A 17,466-nucleotide genomic window follows, 5' to 3' on the forward strand; every position below is an offset into this window, starting at 1 on the left:
CATGGACTATCGCCATCCACAGCCCCGCAAGAGCATGCACGCGCGCATCGTGCAGGAGCTCGGCATCGAGATCGTGAGCGGCAGGCTTAAGCCGGGCGACCGCTTGCCCGCCGAGGCGAAGCTGTGCGAAGCCTATGGCGTGAGCCGTCCCGTGCTGCGCGAAGCGACTCGCGTGCTGGTCGCGAAGGGACTGGTGCTGTCGAAGCCGCGTCTGGGCAGCGTCGTGCGTCCGCGCGATGAATGGCACACGCTCGATCCCGATGTGCTCTTCTGGACCATCAACAGCGTGCACGAAGGCGAGTTCTTTCAATCGCTGCTCGTGGTGCGCAGGATCGTCGAACCTGCCGCCGCCGCGCTCGCCGCATCGAACGCGACGCCGGACGATCTCGCGAACATCCGTGCCGCTTATGAACGCATGTCGCTTGCGGACACGCCGAATGCATTGCTTGCACCCGATCTGGAGTTTCATCGCGCGATCATGACCGCCACGCATAACGACATGCTGATGTACATCGGGCATATGCTGTCGCTTGCGCTGTCGGAGTCGATCAAGCTGACGAGCCGTCATCCCGATACGCACGCGCTGTCATTGCCACGGCACAAGGCGATACTCACCGCGATCACGAATCGCGATCCGCTCGGCGCGCGTCATGCGAGTCTCGTACAGCTCGACAATGCACTGGCCGATGCGCAGAGCGTGCTGTCGGCGGTGTATCAGGAATAGAAGGATTGGTTACGTACTGCGACGCCACGCGTTTTCTCTGAGCGCGTTCGCAAGCGTTTCCACGGACCATGCTTCATCGAGCGCCTGACGCAACAGCGCCTGCTGGCTCTTCGGCGCAAGACCGCCCAAGGGCGGATCGCGATCGAGATTCGTCGGGAACGCATAGCCTTCCGCGCAGGACGCGATGACCGCATCGAGTTCGGCGTCGTTCATGCGCCCCGTGGATTTTTCATCGAGCAACACCGGATAGACGGCTTCGCACATGCGCGCGCGATCGAGCGTTTCCATCGCGCGTCCGTATGCCGACGAAACTTGCAGCAGATTCGCCATGCGCTGCACGTCGCGCGTGCGGTTCGCGCCCGCCGCGTGAAAGAGCGCCGGGCTGAAGAAGAGCGCGTCGCCTTTTTCGAGCGGCAGTTGCACGTAATGCGCTTCGAAGTGCGCGCGGAAATCCGCGCGACGCCATGCGAGATAGCCCTGCGCATAGCGTTGCGAGAACGGCAGCAGTTTGGTCGGCCCGCTTTCGACGGGCATGTCGCTGTGCGCGACCGCGCCCTGCAGCGTGAGGAACGGCGACATCGCGTGAACATGCGCCGGATAGCGCTGCACTTCATCGGCAGTCTGGAAACCGAGGTGATAATCGCGATGCGCCTGTTGCGCGTCCCCGCCCGGGCGCACGACGTTGACCTGCGACGTCATCTGGAAAGCCGGCCCGAGCCACGCTTGCGCCGCACACTCGATGAACGGATTCGCGAAGTAGCGCGCGAACACGCGAGGCGCTTCGAGGCAGAGCTTTTCCTGCGCGTTCCAGATGCGATCGTTCGCGCCCGCTTTCGCAAAGTGATCCGCGCCGCTCGTTCCCTGCGCGCGCTCTTCACGGATGATCGATTCGAAGATCGCGGTGGCCTCGTCGACCGGCGCGACATCCGCATAGGCCGCCTTGAGCACGAACACGCCCGCGCCGTCGCGAAGCACCGTGGCCCATTCCGCCTGCAACGACGCGCGCTTCGGCACATCGTTCAAGGCTTCGCGCAGCGCGCTGCAATCGTAGAGCGGAATCCTCTGCTGGATATCGGCGGCGAATGCCGGCCCTGGCGCGGTGTCCCGTTCCAGCAGCGCGGAGAATTCATCGAGCGAGCAGTCGCTCTCCCGATACAGGTTCGTCACGTTCATGTCTCGCTCCGTTTTCGACAAGCATAGCCGTTCGCGCGAAGCCTCGACAATCTGTGACTACGTGCGCGTCAGAAGCGCTCGATCATGCCGACCTGCACGCCGCGAACCGGCGCGCCCGGATACGCCACCGGCAACCCGACGACATTCACGCCGCGCAGCGTGAAGGTCGCGTCGCCGCGATTGCGCAGCATCGCGCCGCTCGCGTAGAGCAGTACCTTCGGCGAAAGGTCGTACTCGCACGCGACGCTGAACTGGTCCGCATCGTTGTCGCCGCCCGAGCGGTCGCGCGCATAGGCGTAGCCCAGCGATGCGCGCAGGCGCGGCGTCACGGCATAGCGCATCGATAGCGCGATGCCGTCGTTGTGATAACGCGGCGATCCGCCATCGCCATTGAAGTACGACACGAAGGCCGTTGTTTTGCCGATCTGGTACGACACGCCGCCGAGATTCGCGCGCAAGCCGGTGTCGCCCTGCGTCTGCTGATGCGCGTAGGAAATGCGAAACGGCCCGTTGTGATACGCGAATGTCTCGTAGTTGCCGGAGAGGCCGTTGCCGTCGCCGCTGTCGCGCAATGCGACCATCAGTGTCGTCGTGAAGCCGTGAAAGTCCGGCGACAAGTAGGCGATGCCGTTATCCGTATAAGGCGTGATCTTCGAGAGATTGTTGAGACCCGACGCGATCGTGCCCGCGCCGAAGGCGTCGAGGCCGCCCTTGAACGGAATGTAGATCGGCGAGTACTGACGGCCCATGCGCAATTCGCCCCACGGCGCGCCGAGGCCGATCCACGCCTGCCGGTTGAAAATGGTGTTGGCCGTGGCGAAGCTGCCGTCCGCCGAACTGAAGCCGCTTTCGAGATCGAACAAGAGACGCGTATCGGAACTCAGTTGCTCGTAGCCGCGCAAGCCGAAGCGCGAACCGCGATACGCGCCCGAATCCATGCGCGGCGTCCACGAGGAGCCGGGATTCGTCACTTCGATGCTGGTGTCGATCGTGCCGTACAGCGTGACGGCGCTTTGCGCATGCGCGGCCGTTACGCCGATGCCGCACATCATCGACAGGACCAGCAGGCGTGCGCGCTTCGCCGTGCGGCGATCGAAAGGGTGTGTCAGACACATGAAAACATCGGTCAGGGGACGGGTCGAATGAAGCGGCGGCATGCACGTCCGTGCCGCCGCCCGCCATGATAATCGTCCAGGCGGCGATCAGGGCTTCAACGCATACGCGATGACGTAATCGCCGCGGTCGGGCGACTGACGCGCGCCGCCCGCCGAGATCAGCACGTACTGCCGGCCCGTCTTCGGCGAGACGTAGCTCATCGGTCCACCCTGGCTGCCCACGGGCAGACGCGCTTTCCACACTTCCTTGCCCGTGGCGCTGTCGAACGCGCGCAGATAGTAATCCTGCGTGCCCGCGATGAACACGAGGCCGCCCTGCGTCGCGAGCGTGCCGCCGAGCGTCGGCATGCCGATGGGCATCTTCATCCGCATCTTGAAGCCGAACGGTCCCGTGTCCTGCACGGTGCCGACCGGCACTTGCCACAAGAGCTCGCGCGTCTTCAGATCGACGGCGGAGAGCGTGCCGAACGGCGGCTTCTGGCACGGAATGCCGAGCGGCGACATGAAGCGGTTCTTGTTCACGGCATATGGCGTGCCCTTCAGCGGCACCGCGCCCATGCCCGTGTTCACCGCTTCGCCGCCGTTGCTCGCGGGCGCGCTGTCGGTCTTTTGCGGGATCATCTGCACCCAGAGACCGAGGCGCATGTCGTTCACGAAGATCACGTGATGGTTCGGGTCCGTCGACAGGCTGCCCCAGTTCATGCCGCCGAGCGAACCCGGAAAGCTCAGCGAAACGTCCGTGTCGGGCGCGGTGAAGAGGCCGTCGTAGCGCATCGACTTGAAGCCGATACGGCACGCCAGCTGATCGAACGGCGTCGCGCCCCACATGTCCGATTCCTTCAGCTTGTTCGCGCCGATCGTCGGCATGCCGGCAGAGAACGGCTGCGTGGCCGAATATTGCTCGTTCGGGATCGTGCCGGTTTTCACCGGGCGTTCCTCGACGCGCGTGAGCGGCTTGCCGGTCATGCGGTCGAGCACGAAGATCTGGCCGGACTTGGTGCCGATCACGACCGCCGGTTTCGTCGATCCGTCCTTCGCCGGGAAATCGATGAGGCTCGGCTGCATCGGCACATCGAAGTCCCACAGGTCGTTGTGAACCGTCTGGTACACCCATTTTTCCTTGCCGGTGGTCGCGTCGAGCGCGAGGATCGACGTCGCGTAGCGATGATCCAGCGGCGTGCGCGTGCCGCCCCACAAATCCACCGACGAGCTGCCCATCGGGATGAAGACGGTGTTCATCGCGGGATCGTAGGACATCGGCGCCCACGAGTTCGGCGTGCTGCGCGCGTAGGTCTGGCCCGGCTGCAGGCGCGCGTTGGGATCGTCGCGGCCCGGATCGAAGGCCCAGCGCATCTCGCCGGTGATGACGTCGAAGCCGCGCAGCACGCCGCCCGGCATGTCGGTCTGCACGTTGTCCGCCACGCGCCCGCCCACGACGATCGTCGTGCCCGCGAGCGTCGGGGCGGAGGTGAGCTGATACTTCGGATCTTCCGCCGCGCCGAGGCCCGCTTTCAGGTCAACGAAGCCATGCTCGCCGAAGCCTTCGCACAGCGCGCCGGTATCGGCATCGATCGCGACGAGGCGCGCGTCGATCGTGTTCATCAGCACGCGGCGCTGGCAGCTTGCGCCTGCCGCGACGGAAACCGGCGTCACGGACGTCGAGCCTGCGACGGAAGGTTGCGTCAATGGCCGCGTCGCATCGAAATACGCGAGGCCGCGGCAACGGTTCCACACCTGCGCGTGCGCGTCGATCTCGCGCTTCCAGATTTGCTTGCCGCTGTCCGCATCGACGGCGATCACGTTGTTGTGCGGCGTGCACATGTAGATGCGATCGCCGATCTGCAGCGGCGTCTGCTGATCTTCCGCGCCGTTGCCGGTGGGACTGTCGGGGATGTCGCCCGTATGGAACGTCCACGCGACCTGAAGGTTCTGCACGTTGTCGCGCGTGATCTGGTCGAGCGCGACGAAGCGGCTGCCGCCGGGCGTGTTGCCGTAGCTGCTCCAGTCCTTCTGCGCCTCGCCTTTCGCGACGGGCACGAGCGGCGCGGCCGTGCCGTCGAACGCGACGGGCGGATGCGGCTGGAACATCTGCACGAAGGCGACGAGCATCGCGAGCGCGATGACGCCTGCAAGTCCGTACGCGCGCTTCGACGCGGCTTCGCCCGTCTCATGCCTGCGCAACGCAGGCCACGCGAGCAGCGCGAGCACCATGAAGCCGGCCGGCAGCATCAGCCGCGACACCAGCGGCCAGAAATCGATACCGGCATCGAGCGGCGCCCAGATCAGCGTGCCGGCGAACGCCGCCGCGTACACGAGCACCGCCGATGACTTCGCCCGCATGAACTGCACCGCCGACACGACGATGACCGCACCCGCGATCGCGAAATAGAGGCTGCCGTGCAGCAGCGCGAGCTTCGCGCCACCGATGACGAAGAACAGGCCCGTGGCCAGCAATGCGAGGCCCAGCAAAATACACCCGGCTCTCAGCGTGGCTGAAATACGGGCTTCACTCGTAGACATCAATCTTCTCCAGGAATGTGGCGTGCGAATCAGCCACGCGCGCAGGTCGAAAACCCGCGGGGGCATCAGCGTAAACCACTATATTCTAACTGGATAGTTAAACGTCTGCCGGATTCGCCCCGCGACGAAGCTGCCGCTCACACACCCGGCTCACTCGCGAACGCCGCGCCTTCGCGCTCCAGCCACGCGCGAAACAACACGATCAGATCGTCCGCGGTCTTGTCGTCGGCGATATAGGTGCAGTAGCTCCGCGACGGCAGACGCGGACCGTCGAACGGCGCGACGAGACGCCCTGACGCGAGATCGTCGGCGACGAGCGCGGTCGGTCCCATCGCGACGCCCAGGCCGTCGACGGCCGCCTGCAAGGTCAGATAGAAGTGGTCGAAAGTGAGCGCCGCCGCGGGCATCAACGCGGGCATCTCCACCTGCGCCAGCCAGTCCGGCCACACGCGCGGCAGGCTCGACGTATGCAGCAAGGTATGCCGCCGCAAGTCTTCAGGCGTTTGCAGCGGCACGCGCCGCAACAGCGCGGGACTGCACACGGGCAAGCGCTCCTCTTCCAGAAAAGGCCGCATCGCGTAGCCATAGAATGTGTCGGGGCCACCCCGGATCACGATGTCGTAGGTGTCCTTGAGGTTCTCGACCGGTTCATTCGACGTCTCGACCCGCACTTCCACATCGGGACGACGCGCACGGAATTTTTCCAGCCTCGGCACGAGCCAGCGCAAGGTGAAGGTCGCGGGCGCATTGACGTTCAGCGTGCGCGCGACGGCCTCTGACAGGCCATAGCGCGCGGTAGCCTGCGCAAGCTGATCGAAGAGCGGACCGACCTCCGCGAGATACACCCGCGCCGCAGGCGTCAGCACCACGCGCCGGTTATGGCGCTCGAACAGGGGCGCGCCAAGCCACGCCTCGAGCAGGCGCACCTGCTGGCTGATCGCGCCGTGCGTCACATGCAGCTCAACCGCCGCTTCCTTGAAGCTGCCGAGCCGCCCGGCGGCCTCGAAGGCGCGCAGCGCGTTGAGGGAAGGTAATGCAGGTCTCATTCGTCGTAGATTTTCTAACGCGACAACGCAAATTATATGGTTTGTGGGCGCATCACAAGTTAGATATTCTATGAACTATCCGTCACATAACCGACATAAAACGCATGTTCACCTACACCGGCGGTGTCGTCCTTTTCGCAGCGGTGCTCCACGCAAGCTGGAACGCAATGCTGCATGGCAATCGCGACCGGTTCCTGTCGATGACATGGATGAGCATCGCCATCGGGGTCGTCTCCGCGCTCGTCGTGTGGTATCTGCCGTTGCCGGCCAGGGCCGCGTGGCCGTACATCGCCGCATCGGGGCTCGTGCATATCGTCTATAACGTGAGCCTCGTGCGTTCGTATCGACGTGGGGATCTCGCGCAGGCGTATCCGATCGCGCGCGGCTCCTCGCCAATGCTCGTCACGCTCGGCGCGGCCCTGTTCGCGCACGAGGCCATCGGCCCGATGCACGCGTTCGGCATCGTCCTGATTTCCGGCGGCATCATGGCGCTCGCGCTGCAAGGCGGCCACGTATCGCGCGCCGGGGCGCTCGCCGCGCTGACGACGGGCGTGACCATCGCGGTCTATACGGTGATCGACGGCATCGGCGTGCGCGCATCCGATGGCGAGGCGCTGTCCTATACCGCGTGGATGTTCATGTTCTACTGGTTCATGCCGGTGATCTTCATCGCGAAACGCGGCCTGCCGGCGCTCTGGATGCCCGTGAAGGCGACGCCGATGGCCGTAGGTTCGTCGCTCGCGGGCGGTCTCGTGTCGATCGCCGCGTATGGCATCGTGATCTGGGCGATGCAATCGGGCGCGATGGGCGCGGTGTCCGCGTTGCGCGAGACGAGCGTCGTGTTCGCGGCGCTCATCGGACGCGTGTTCCTGCGTGAAGCGGTCAGCGCGAAACGCTGGCTCGCGTGCGTGGTCGTCGCGGCGGGCGCGGTCTGTCTCGGGCTTTAGGGTCTGTTCATGCCGTGAATTGGGGCACAAGCCGTGCCCTGATCGACGAATCGGGATTGCGTGAGGTTCGATACATTCCTCGCGTAACCCATAGAGTCGAGACGAACCTTGCAACCCGTACCCGAATGGCACGCGGCGCCCCTGCCCGCCGATGAAGCGAAGCGACTGCAGTTGCTCCGCAGTCTCGACCTGCTCGATACGCCCCACGAAGAAGTCTTCGACCGTGTGACGCGCGTCGTCGCCGAGCTGTTGCAGGTGCCTATCGCGATGGTGTCGCTCGTCGATGAACATCGCCAGTGGTTCAAGTCGCGCGTCGGACTGGATGTCTGCGAAACTTCGCGCGACGTGTCGTTCTGCGCCTACGCGCTGCATTCCGAAAGGCTGCTGCTGATCGAAGACACGCACGAAGACGCGCGCTTCGCGGGCAATCCGCATGTCACAGGCGCGCCGCATATCCGTTTCTATGCAGGCGCGCCGCTGCGCTCGTCCGCGGGTTTCGTGCTCGGCGCACTGTGCGCGGTCGATACGAAGCCAAGAACGCTGAGCGCGGCTGCACAAGCGGCGCTGTGCGATCTCGCGGCCACGCTGGAGCGCGAGATCGTGCAACGGGAGGCCGCGCGCGAAACCCGCGCAGTGCAGGAGGTCGACCGCCGCAAGCTGCGCCTGTCCGAATCGCGCTTTCACGCGATCTTCCAGCAGACGCCGACGGGCAAGGCGATCGTCGATCTGGACGGCCGCTTCGTCGAGGTCAATCCGAAGCTGTGTGAAATCACCGGCTACAGCGCCGACGAACTCGTGGCGATGACCTTTCAGCAGATCACCGAGGAAGCGGATCTTCCCGACGATCTGCAACTCGTCGCCGAACTGCTCGATGGCACGAGAAAAACCTATACGCTCGAAAAACGCTATCGCCGTAGCGACGGCGGCACGGTGTGGATCGATATGTCCGTCGCGCTGATTCGCGACGATCGCGGCCTGCCGCTGCACTTCGTCAGCACGATGCAGGACATCACGAGCCGCAAGCACAGCGAAACCGTATTGCGCGATTACCGCCAGGAACTCGAACGCCGCGTGCTCGAACGCACCTGCGAACTCACCAGCAGCCGCACGGCCTTGCAGACCATCACGGACAACCTGCCCGTGCTGATCGCCCATGTCGATACGGACCTGCGCTACCGGTTCAACAATCAGGTGTATCGCGAAGTATTCGGCTTCGATCCGGCCGCGCTGCGCGGAAAAACCGTTCGGGACACGATCGGCGCGGCGACCTTCGAGCGTTGTCTGCCGTGGTTCCGCCGCGCGCTCGCCGGCGAACGCGTGACGCACGAGGACATCGTCTACGAGGCCGCGCCCGGCCGGGTCTGGAACGCGACGTATATCCCGGAATGCCGGCGCGATGAGGTCGTCGGCTTCTACATCATGTCGCAGGACATCACCGAGACCAAGCGGCGCGAGAACCAGATGCGCTCCGAGGTCATGCTCGATGCGCTGACCGGCCTGCCGAACCGCCGCGCGCTGGCCGAGCAGCTCGCGCTTTCCATCGAAGCGGCCCGCGACGCAGACCAGCCCTTCGCGCTCTTCTTCATGGATCTCGACGGCTTCAAGAACGTGAACGATCAGCACGGCCACGACGCCGGCGACGCGCTGTTGCGACAGGTGGCGGCGCGCCTGAAAAAGACCACGCGCGCGGGCGATCTCGTCTGCCGCCTCGCCGGCGACGAATTCGTGCTGCTCGCACGCGGCATCGCGTCTTCGAGCGCGTGCAGCCGGATCGCGCAGGACATCTGCCGCGCGATCGGCCGGCCCTTCGCGATCGGCGGCGGGGAGGCGCTGCTCGGGACCAGCGTCGGTATCGCAATGTGCGCGGCCGGCTTCGGCACCACCGCCGACGCCATCCTCGCCGACGCGGACCGCGCGATGTACGAAGCGAAGCGCAAGGGACGAAACGGCTTTCGCTTCGCTTCGGTGCTGACCGCCGACGCGCCTGCGCTCGTTTCATGAAAATTTCACGATACGGAATTGAGGTCCGTTTCCCGAAAATTCACGCTGCATGGCAGCACGACGCGGGTTGCACATCGGAGGATCGCCTTTCTCATCATGGGAGAGTGGCTCCAGCTCATTGATTTTCATCGACTTTTATTTGGTGCGCGCGGCCACACGCCGATGCGGCCGGCAGGCGTTTCTTCTATAACCTCTTGTACAAGAGGTGCACGTTCGCCGCGGCGAACCGCCCGATGCTTTCCAATCAAGCTGGAGAAACGCGATGCAGAATGTTTATATCGAACCGATGCCGAAGGGCCAGTGGGGGCCGATCGACGGCTATGCGCTCGAATTCCATGACGGCACGAGGATCACGCAGCAGGTCTATCGCTCGGAGCGGCTCGCTGTCGACGAGATCAAATTGCGCGGCTATTCGCCTCTGCTCGCGAAGGTGCGCATCACCGACAAGGGTGTCGAGGAACACTGGCAGGCCCCGGAGTAACCTTCACCACGCGCTTCGCGTCTCGCGCGAAGCGCGGCCTCATCGACTTCCTCCCTCGATCCGCGCGGCGCTCGAAACAGTCCGCGCGCGATGTCATCAAAAAGTCGGCTGACCCAATGCACGATGCATATCGGCGTCGATCCCTCAGACACGCATCCGATCAACGCCTCCGCCGCAAGGAGATCGATCATGTTGGTTGCCTGCGTTGCCTATCAGGACGGCCGTAAGCTCGGCGACATCACCGTCGAAGCGATCAGCGACTATGTGCAGAAGCCGGAGTGCTTCGTCTGGGTCGCGCTCAAGGACCCCGGGGCCGACGAACTCGAAGCGATGAGAGAGGAATTCGATCTGCACGAACTCGCTGTGGAGGACGTGCGCGCGCATCATCAATGGCCGAAGATCGAGGAATACGGCGACTCGCTGTTCGCGGTGATGCACACGGTGGAGCAGCAGGAAGACGGCAGTCTGCTGTTCGGCGAAGTCGATGTATTCGTCGGCAGAAACTATGTGCTATCGGTACGCATGCGCGCGACGCGCGGTTTCAGGCGCGTGCGCGAGCGCTGCGAAAGCGAGCCGCCGCTGCTGCGGCAAGGCTCCGCGTTCGTGCTCTATGCACTGATGGACGACATCGTCGAAGGTTATTTCTCCGTGCTGGAGACGCTCACCGCCGAACTCGAAGTGCTCGAAGACCGCATTTTCGCGCGTCAGGAAAACAGTCAGTCGCGCGAGCTGATCGAGGATCTGTATCGCTTCAAGCGGCAGCTCGTCGTGTTGCGGCATCACATCGGGCCGCTGCTCGAAGGCGTCGGCAAGCTGACCGGCGGGCGCGTGCCGGGCATCTGCGAAGGCATGACGGCGTACTTCAAGGATGTGTACGTTCACCTGGAACGGATCGTCGGCGCGATCGAGGGACGCCGCGAGATGGTGATCACCGCGATCCAGGTCAACCTCGGCATGATCGCGCTGGCCGACAGCGACATCACCAAGCGCCTCGGCACGTTCGCGGCGATGTTCGCGGTGCCGACGATGATCGCGGGCATCTACGGCATGAACTTCGAGCACATGCCGGAGTTGCACGCTCAATTTGGCTATCCAGTAGTGATAGCTGCCATCGTCACGATCGACACTCTGCTCTTTCGATGGTTTCGAAAGGCGAAGTGGATCTGATCGTCAGACGCTCTCAGTTCTTCTTCGTGCTGGGCTTCCAGGTGCCGTCGTAGACCATGGCGGGTTTCGTGGGCGCGGGAATCGCCGCCACCTTCTGGATTTCCTTCGTCGCGGGTTTCGCGCGCGCGACTTCCGCATGACGTGGCGGCTTGCTCGCCTGCTTCTGCTTCGGCTCTGCCTTCACAGCAGCGACGCGTTGCGTGCTTTTCGCGCACGAACGATCGGACTTGTGTGAACACACGGCGGCGGGTTTGGCGGCGACCTTCTGCGTGCGCTGAGCGCGCGCCACCGGCGCTTTCTTCTTTTCGACCGAATGTGCGGGAACGACCTTCTCACTCACGCTGTCCTTGCTCGACGCGGCCACCGCAATCAATGGCGACGCCGCTACGGCCGGCGCTTGCGTCACCACAGCGACGGGACGGCTTTCGACGAGCTTGTCGGCGGGCGCTTCGATTTTCGGCGGCGCCGTCCGAACCACGCCCGCGACCGCGACAGGCAGCGCGTTCGCGCGCAGCGTCGACGTGTGCTGCTCGAAATACGCGCGAATCAGAAAGCAGGCGCCGATCACGACCGCGCCCATCACCACCGTGGCCAGCACGGAATTCGACACGCGTTGGGTATCGAGCACGGCCGCGCCGCCGGCTTCGGGCGCGGGCAAGCGCGCTTCGTAATCACGTGGGCGTTTGATCCGCTCCACGCGGCGCAGAGCGCCGAAGTCGCGGAAATGGCGCGTCACGCCGCGCGCCGCCTCGACCGCGCGCACCGCCGTTTCCGCGCCCTTGGTCAGCACGGCTCCGTGCCTGTCCGCGCCGCAAAACGGGCACGCGGGTTCATCGACTGAGGACAGGGTCTCGCATCGGGGGCAGATGACTGAGTAAAGCGGCGAGCCACCGCCTCGCTGGTCCATTGTCACACTCCATCCGAATCATTTCGGAAGGCCGATCGACAATCAGCGATCGCCCGGTCGCAAGTAATACATACGAATCACCGTAGCACACCGGGCATCGTTTCGGAAGCGGCAACCGCCCCAATGAAGGGCGTTCAATCATCAGTGGAATCGGCTTGATCAGGCGTGCAGACGGCGCTCGAACACGCGCGTCGCGAGCGTCACGGGGTAGCAGTAGGCAAAGAACAGCGCGAGCGTGCTCATGTACATGAGCACGGTGAAGCTCGAATGCGCGACCGTCGTGCTCGCGATTTGCGCGGTGTCGAGCACGTCGTGGATGCCGACGAGCGATGACAGCGCGGTGCCCATCGTGATGATCGCGTAGACGTTCATCCACGGCGGCAGCATGCGGCGCGCGCACTGCGGCAGCACGATCAGCACGAGGATCTGTCTGCGCGACATCGCGAGCGAGTTGGCGGCGTCCCATTGTGCAGACGGAATCGACTGAACCGCGCCGCGAAACACTTCAGCGATGTTCGCGCTCGCGGGCAGCGCGAGCGCCGCGATCACTTTGAGCCAGTCGGGAAACGGCACGACGTGGCCCGCGATCGTGAATTCGAACGGAAACACATACGTCGTGAAGAAAATCAGCACGAGCCAGGGCGCGTTGCGAAAGGCCTGAATCCAGAGCCGCGCGACACGTCCCGCCGCGCCGCTCAGCAACGCCAGCGCGCCGATGAACACGCCGATCAACGTGCCGAGCGCGAGCGCGCCGAGGCTCACGCCCACATTCACCGCGAAGCCGCGCAGCAACGCGGGCAGCCAGCGCAGAAACGACGCAAGCAACTGCGCGCCGGAGATATCGCGTGGCGCGAGCAGCCACAGCGCCATCGCCGCGAGGATGATGGTGGCGCACGCATAGACGCCCGAGCCGATGCGAACCCGCGGATCGAACTTAACGCTGTCCATAACCAGGCACCGAAAGCCGGCGTTCGATCCAGCGGCCCGACACATTGACGAGCGCCGTGAGCGCGTAGAAGAACAGCAGGATCAGCAGCATCAACGCGAGCACGTTGTCGCGCTGCGTCCAGATCATGATCGACTGATACGTGATGTCGCCGACCGCAATCGCCGATGCGATCGCCGACGCCTTCACCAGTTCGACCGCATTGTTGACGAGCGCCGGCAACGCGGTGCGCAGCGCCAGCGGCAACTCGATGCTCCAGAAGCGCGCGCGCCGCGAAAAGCCGAGCGATTCCGCGCCTTCGAGCGTCTCGCGCGGCAACGCCCCGAAGCCCGCGCGCAACGCTTCCGCATGAAACGCGCCCTTGTTGATCGAGAGCACGATCACGACCCACAGAAACGGCTTGAGCGGATTGTCGGCGCCATGCGCGTGCAGTGCTTGCGTGATGAGCGTGTTGAGCACGAGGAACGCGCAATACAACTGCACGATGGTCGGCGTGTTGCGCGTGAGTTCGATCACGCCGCGCGCGACGCCCGCGATCGACGCGCTCTGCGAACGCAACGCGACCAGCAGCACGACGCCGACGACCGCACTGCCCGCGAGCGTCGCCATGACGATGCCGATGCTCAAGGCGATGCCATCGATGAACGACACGCGATCGTAGTGATCGAGCAGAAAGCGGTAATCGAGTCCGGCGTGCGCCGCTCGTTCGATGAACGCATTCACTTCGACGACACCGCTGTCGACGAATACTGCGAGTGCCATTGCGCGAGCGCGGGCGAAGGCGGCGTCAGCCCGTTCTTCGCTTCCTCGTCGATGAGCCATCCCGTGCGATGCCAGTCACGCACGATCGGATCGAGCCGCGCGGCGATGTCCTTCTCGCCCTGCCGCACCCAGATCACTGATGGCGACGGAATCAGCTCGGGCTGCAAGGTGCGATAGTTGCGCCATTCCGGATCGCGCGCCTGCAACGGATAAAGCAGCGGCGCGGCGTCGTGCACCGCCGCCACGCAGTTGCCGCCCTTCAGCGCGAGCAATGACTCCGCAGCGCCGGGGAACGCACGTGGAATCGCACCATAGCGTTCGACGACCGGCTTGATATAGCTGCTGCCCTGCGAGATGCACACGGGCTTGCCGCGCAGATCTTCCCAACGGGTGATGCCGCTCGAATTCGCGGTGATCGCCGTGCCGCCGACCTGGTAGTACGGCGTCGCGACGTGATCGAGAATCTCGCCGCGCTGGTCCGTGTACTCCATGTTGGCGACGAGAATATCGACCTTGCCTTGCTGAAGGAACTGCACGCGCGTGGACGGCTGTACCGACACGAGCTGCACGCCGGCGCCGAGCCGCTTCGCCAGATCCTGCGCGAGGTCCACGTTGAAGCCGCGCAGCTTCTGCGTCGCCGGATCGATGGAACCGAACGGGCCGCCCGTGATCATCACGCCGACGACGAGTTCATGCCGCGAGTTGATCTTGTCGAGCGTCGCATCGGCATGGGCCGCGCCGATGCCGGCGAGCAATAGCGCGCAGGTTGGGACGAGCGAGCGAAGGTGAACGGCGAATGACATCGAAGCCTCGGAAGCTGGAGTAGTGAAAGGACACGCCAGCGTACGCAAGGGCGAACGCGCGGCAAACCAATCTGATCTGCTTTACAAAGCACACGCGAAGAAAAAAGCATCGAGCGTGCGCGAATAACCTTGTGACGATTGCTTGGTTCGAAAAGGGCTGCCGCGTTTCTAGAATGAGCATTCCTTTTTTGCAGCGACAACGATCCGCCACATGATGTCTCTCGTCCATGGACGCGCTGCCTTGTCCGCCCCTCAGTCTTCCGGCCACGATGCGCCCGCGCTCGTCACCTTGCGCGACGTGCATCTGTCGTATGACGACGCCGCCGTGTTGCGCGGCATCGATCTGACCGTGCGCCGCAATCAGGCCGTGTCGATCATCGGGCCTTCGGGCTCGGGCAAATCGACCATCCTGCGCTGCATCAACGGGCTCATCGCGCCCAAGCGCGGCGAAGTGCGCGTGGGCGGTGTCGATGTCGGCGCGCTGAAACGCGATGAGGAGAAGATCGCGCTGCGCAAGCGCATCGGTTTCGTGTTTCAGCAATACAACCTGTTCCCGCATCTGAGCGCGCTGCAGAACCTCACCATCGCACCGATGCGCGTGCTCGGCGCAAGCCGCGCCGAAGCCGAACACGCCGCGCACGCGCTGCTCGCGAAAGTGCGGCTCGCCGACAAGGCCGGCGCGTATCCCGGCGAACTGTCGGGCGGGCAGCAGCAACGCGTCGCGATCGCACGCGCGCTCGCGATGCAACCCGAGCTGATCCTGTTCGACGAAGTGACTTCCGCGCTCGATCCGCAGACCGTCGGCGAAGTGCTCAATGTTATCGGCGAACTCGTCGACGAAGGGCTCACGTGCGTGCTGGTCACGCATGAAATGCGCTTTGCCGAGGACATCAGCGATCGCGTGGCGTATACCGAAGGCGGCGTGATCGTCGAGGAAGGCGCGCCCGAGCAGATCTTTCATGCGCCGCGCGACGAACGCACGCGGCGCTTTCTCGACAGCACGCAAAGCCGTGCGCGACGCACACGTTCATCCCTGAAACTCGCATCGATCCCATCGTGACCCACACCTCCGTTTCATCGACCACGCCTGTTACCGAGCGACGCGAACGCGTCGAATCGCTCATCGCACACACGCACGCGATCCTCGAACGCGACGGCCTCACGCGCGATGCGCTCGCGCACATCGCCGCCGCGCTTCAGACGCTCGCCGCGCGGCCCGAGCTGTTCTCGCGCGACGATTTCCCGCCGCCCGATGCATCGAGCGGCGATACGTCGACGCGTTATCGCCTCAATCCGGGCAGCGACGGCATTGCGCTGTATCTGAACTCGCTGTTGCCGGGCAAGACGACGATTCCGCATAACCACGATACGTGGGCCGTGATCGTCGCAGTGGAAGGCAGCGAACTGAACCGCGTGTATCGCCGCACCGATGATCGCAGCGACGCAGACCGCGCGAGCCTCGAACTCGATCGCGAAGTGCTCGTCGAGCGCGGCACGCCGATCGCCTTCCTGCCCGACGACATCCACAGCATCCATGTGACGGGCGCGCGTCCGACGCTGCACTTCCATCTGTACGGCAGGCCGCTCGAAACGCTGTCGGGACGGCTCGGCTTCGAGGACGGCAGAATCGTGCGCTATAACCAGACGCATCTGCAGCGGCAGACGCAGGCGGTCGGCTGATGGACGAGCGCGTTCACGCCCCGTCCACGCGTGTTCTGCACGCCGGCCTCGGCGCCTTCGACGACGGCGCCGCGCCCGTCAACGTGCCGGTCGTGCGCACGAGCACCGTGCGCTTCGCATCGGGCGCGGAGTACGAGCGGCTCTCTCGGCTGCGTCATGACGGCGAGAATGTCGCGACCTACGGGCGCCACGGCACCGCGACGCATCGTGCGCTCGAAGCGGCCATCGGCGAGCTGGAAGGCGCGGCGCATGTGCTGCTCGCGCCGTCGGGTTTGTCCGCGATCACGCTCACCCTTCTGGCGCTGCTCGCGCCGGGCGATCACGTGCTGATTCAGGACAGCGTGTATGGGCCGGTGCGCGAGCGCATCGAGCCATTGCTCGCGCGGCTCGGCATCGAAGCAACGTACTTCGCCGCGCAGGACGGCCCGCCGCGTCACGCGCTGCGCGCGAACACGCGGCTCGTGTACGTCGAATCGCCGGGCTCGTTTCTGTACGAGATCATCGATCTGCCCGCGTTCGGCGCGTTCGCGCGCGAGCACGGACTCATCGTCGCCGCCGACAACACGTGGAGCGCGGGCTGGCTGCATCAGCCGCTCGCATACGGCGCGCACGTGTCGATTCAGGCGACGACGAAGTACGCAGGCGGTCACTCCGATTTGATGCAGGGCGCGGTGAGCACGAACGACGCCGCGCTCGCACAACGCCTGCGCGACACGCACGAAGCGCTCGGCTTGTCGGTCGGCGCGGACGATGCGTATCTCGCGTTGCGCGGCATCCGGACCATCGGCGTGCGGCTTGCGCAGCACGCGCGCCACGCGCTCGCGGTCGCGCAATATCTGCAAGGCGAGAACGCGGTCGCGCGGGTGTTTCATCCCGCGTTGCCGGACGACCCGAATCATGCGTTATGGCAGCGCGATTTTCGCGGCGCGAACGGGCTCGTGTCGTTCGCATTCATGCCACGTCACGACGCGACGCATGCGCGCGCCTTCGTCGATGCGCTGCGGCTCTTCTCGCAAGGCGCATCGTGGGGCGGCTTCGAAAGCCTCGCGCTCGTCGCGCCCGCGGCGCGGCTGCGCGCGCACAGCGACTTCGCCAGCGATGCGCCGGTCGTGCGTCTGCATGTGGGCCTCGAACATCCGTCCGACCTCATCGACGATCTGCGCCGCGCCTTTCGTCTCACTTGTACCTGACCGA

16 protein-coding genes are annotated in these 17,466 nt (G+C 64.7%); 8 read left to right on the top strand and 8 right to left on the bottom strand.

The features are described from left to right. Position 1: 1 nt before the first annotated feature. On the top strand, positions 2-724 hold the full coding sequence (locus BTHE68_RS26320; RefSeq protein WP_162069264.1) for a FadR/GntR family transcriptional regulator: 723 nt from the start codon (positions 2-4) through the stop codon (positions 722-724). A gap of 9 nt (positions 725-733) precedes the next feature. On the opposite strand, the gene BTHE68_RS26325 is transcribed toward BTHE68_RS26320, so the two are convergent. The 4 genes from BTHE68_RS26325 to gcvA all read right to left on the bottom strand — a co-directional run bounded on the left by BTHE68_RS26325 (position 734) and on the right by gcvA (position 6,578). Continuing rightward, a complete protein-coding gene (locus tag BTHE68_RS26325) occupies positions 734-1,897 on the bottom strand; it encodes a phytanoyl-CoA dioxygenase family protein (RefSeq protein WP_162069265.1) in 1,164 nt (387 codons plus the stop codon). 68 nt (positions 1,898-1,965) lie between these two features. After that, a complete protein-coding gene (locus BTHE68_RS26330; protein WP_162069702.1) occupies positions 1,966-2,949 on the bottom strand; it encodes a porin in 984 nt (327 codons plus the stop codon). A 150-nt stretch (positions 2,950-3,099) separates the two neighbouring features. Then, entirely contained in the window at positions 3,100-5,532 is a 2,433-nt protein-coding gene (locus BTHE68_RS26335; RefSeq protein WP_162069266.1) for a glucose/quinate/shikimate family membrane-bound PQQ-dependent dehydrogenase, read from the bottom strand. A 137-nt stretch (positions 5,533-5,669) separates the two neighbouring features. Next, on the bottom strand, positions 5,670-6,578 hold the full coding sequence (gene gcvA, locus BTHE68_RS26340) for a transcriptional regulator GcvA (RefSeq protein WP_162069267.1): 909 nt from the start codon (positions 6,576-6,578) through the stop codon (positions 5,670-5,672). Positions 6,579-6,682: 104 nt separating this feature from the next. Here gcvA and BTHE68_RS26345 point away from each other — a divergent pair, with 104 nt between their 5' ends. The 4 genes from BTHE68_RS26345 (at position 6,683) to corA (ending at position 11,174) form a co-directional block, all read left to right on the top strand. Then, positions 6,683-7,525, top strand: a complete 843-nt coding sequence (locus BTHE68_RS26345; RefSeq protein ID WP_162069268.1) for an EamA family transporter — start codon at positions 6,683-6,685, stop codon at positions 7,523-7,525. A gap of 108 nt (positions 7,526-7,633) precedes the next feature. After that, positions 7,634-9,526: a bifunctional diguanylate cyclase/phosphodiesterase gene (locus BTHE68_RS26350; RefSeq protein ID WP_232078130.1), complete on the top strand. Its 1,893-nt coding sequence runs from the start codon at positions 7,634-7,636 to the stop codon at positions 9,524-9,526. A 262-nt stretch (positions 9,527-9,788) separates the two neighbouring features. Beyond that, the gene (locus BTHE68_RS26355) at positions 9,789-10,007 is read left to right on the top strand and encodes a hypothetical protein (RefSeq protein ID WP_162069269.1); all 219 of its coding nucleotides are present in this window, start codon (positions 9,789-9,791) and stop codon (positions 10,005-10,007) included. Between the two features lie 189 nt (positions 10,008-10,196). Further along, positions 10,197-11,174, top strand: coding sequence for a magnesium/cobalt transporter CorA (gene corA, locus BTHE68_RS26360; RefSeq protein WP_162069270.1), 978 nt, complete (start codon positions 10,197-10,199; stop codon positions 11,172-11,174). Positions 11,175-11,187: 13 nt separating this feature from the next. On the opposite strand, the gene BTHE68_RS26365 is transcribed toward corA, so the two are convergent. The 4 genes from BTHE68_RS26365 to BTHE68_RS26380 all read right to left on the bottom strand — a co-directional run bounded on the left by BTHE68_RS26365 (position 11,188) and on the right by BTHE68_RS26380 (position 14,592). Beyond that, positions 11,188-11,964: a hypothetical protein gene (locus tag BTHE68_RS26365; RefSeq protein WP_162069271.1), complete on the bottom strand. Its 777-nt coding sequence runs from the start codon at positions 11,962-11,964 to the stop codon at positions 11,188-11,190. A 276-nt stretch (positions 11,965-12,240) separates the two neighbouring features. Continuing rightward, the gene (locus BTHE68_RS26370; protein ID WP_162069272.1) at positions 12,241-13,029 is read right to left on the bottom strand and encodes an amino acid ABC transporter permease; all 789 of its coding nucleotides are present in this window, start codon (positions 13,027-13,029) and stop codon (positions 12,241-12,243) included. Further along, positions 13,016-13,789: an ABC transporter permease subunit gene (locus BTHE68_RS26375; protein WP_162069273.1), complete on the bottom strand. Its 774-nt coding sequence runs from the start codon at positions 13,787-13,789 to the stop codon at positions 13,016-13,018. The genes BTHE68_RS26370 and BTHE68_RS26375 overlap by 14 nt, the downstream gene beginning before the upstream one ends. Then, a complete protein-coding gene (locus BTHE68_RS26380; RefSeq protein WP_162069274.1) occupies positions 13,747-14,592 on the bottom strand; it encodes a transporter substrate-binding domain-containing protein in 846 nt (281 codons plus the stop codon). Before BTHE68_RS26380 ends, BTHE68_RS26375 begins: the two co-directional genes overlap by 43 nt. Positions 14,593-14,803: 211 nt before the next feature. On the opposite strand from BTHE68_RS26380, the gene BTHE68_RS26385 reads away from it, so the two are divergent. The 3 genes from BTHE68_RS26385 to metC are packed head-to-tail and all read left to right on the top strand — an operon-like array spanning position 14,804 to position 17,462. After that, positions 14,804-15,652 carry an amino acid ABC transporter ATP-binding protein gene (locus BTHE68_RS26385; protein WP_232078131.1) on the top strand — a complete coding sequence of 283 codons (849 nt, stop codon included), beginning with the start codon at positions 14,804-14,806 and terminating at the stop codon, positions 15,650-15,652. Further along, the gene (locus BTHE68_RS26390) at positions 15,646-16,272 is read left to right on the top strand and encodes a cysteine dioxygenase family protein (RefSeq protein ID WP_162069705.1); all 627 of its coding nucleotides are present in this window, start codon (positions 15,646-15,648) and stop codon (positions 16,270-16,272) included. Before BTHE68_RS26385 ends, BTHE68_RS26390 begins: the two co-directional genes overlap by 7 nt. Then, entirely contained in the window at positions 16,272-17,462 is a 1,191-nt protein-coding gene (gene metC / locus BTHE68_RS26395) for a cystathionine beta-lyase (RefSeq protein WP_162069275.1), read from the top strand. Before BTHE68_RS26390 ends, metC begins: the two co-directional genes overlap by 1 nt. Positions 17,463-17,466: the final 4 nt, after the last annotated feature.

The organism is Burkholderia sp. THE68 (assembly GCF_009938265.1).
Classification (GTDB): Bacteria; Pseudomonadota; Gammaproteobacteria; order Burkholderiales; family Burkholderiaceae; genus Caballeronia.

What these genes read in the sequence shown, in the direction of transcription:
- BTHE68_RS26380 (WP_162069274.1), bottom strand. Translation starts at nt 14,592, where the DNA reads ATGTCATTCGCCGTTCACCTTCGCTCGCTCGTCCCAACCTGCGCGCTA.
- BTHE68_RS26330 (WP_162069702.1), bottom strand. Translation starts at nt 2,949, where the DNA reads ATGATGTGCGGCATCGGCGTAACGGCCGCGCATGCGCAAAGCGCCGTC.
- gcvA (WP_162069267.1), bottom strand. Translation starts at nt 6,578, where the DNA reads ATGAGACCTGCATTACCTTCCCTCAACGCGCTGCGCGCCTTCGAGGCC.
- BTHE68_RS26335 (WP_162069266.1), bottom strand. Translation starts at nt 5,532, where the DNA reads ATGTCTACGAGTGAAGCCCGTATTTCAGCCACGCTGAGAGCCGGGTGT.
- BTHE68_RS26375 (WP_162069273.1), bottom strand. Translation starts at nt 13,789, where the DNA reads ATGGCACTCGCAGTATTCGTCGACAGCGGTGTCGTCGAAGTGAATGCG.
- BTHE68_RS26355 (WP_162069269.1), top strand. Translation starts at nt 9,789, where the DNA reads ATGCAGAATGTTTATATCGAACCGATGCCGAAGGGCCAGTGGGGGCCG.
- BTHE68_RS26385 (WP_232078131.1), top strand. Translation starts at nt 14,804, where the DNA reads ATGATGTCTCTCGTCCATGGACGCGCTGCCTTGTCCGCCCCTCAGTCT.
- corA (WP_162069270.1), top strand. Translation starts at nt 10,197, where the DNA reads ATGTTGGTTGCCTGCGTTGCCTATCAGGACGGCCGTAAGCTCGGCGAC.
- BTHE68_RS26325 (WP_162069265.1), bottom strand. Translation starts at nt 1,897, where the DNA reads ATGAACGTGACGAACCTGTATCGGGAGAGCGACTGCTCGCTCGATGAA.
- metC (WP_162069275.1), top strand. Translation starts at nt 16,272, where the DNA reads ATGGACGAGCGCGTTCACGCCCCGTCCACGCGTGTTCTGCACGCCGGC.
- BTHE68_RS26320 (WP_162069264.1), top strand. Translation starts at nt 2, where the DNA reads ATGGACTATCGCCATCCACAGCCCCGCAAGAGCATGCACGCGCGCATC.
- BTHE68_RS26345 (WP_162069268.1), top strand. Translation starts at nt 6,683, where the DNA reads ATGTTCACCTACACCGGCGGTGTCGTCCTTTTCGCAGCGGTGCTCCAC.
- BTHE68_RS26370 (WP_162069272.1), bottom strand. Translation starts at nt 13,029, where the DNA reads ATGGACAGCGTTAAGTTCGATCCGCGGGTTCGCATCGGCTCGGGCGTC.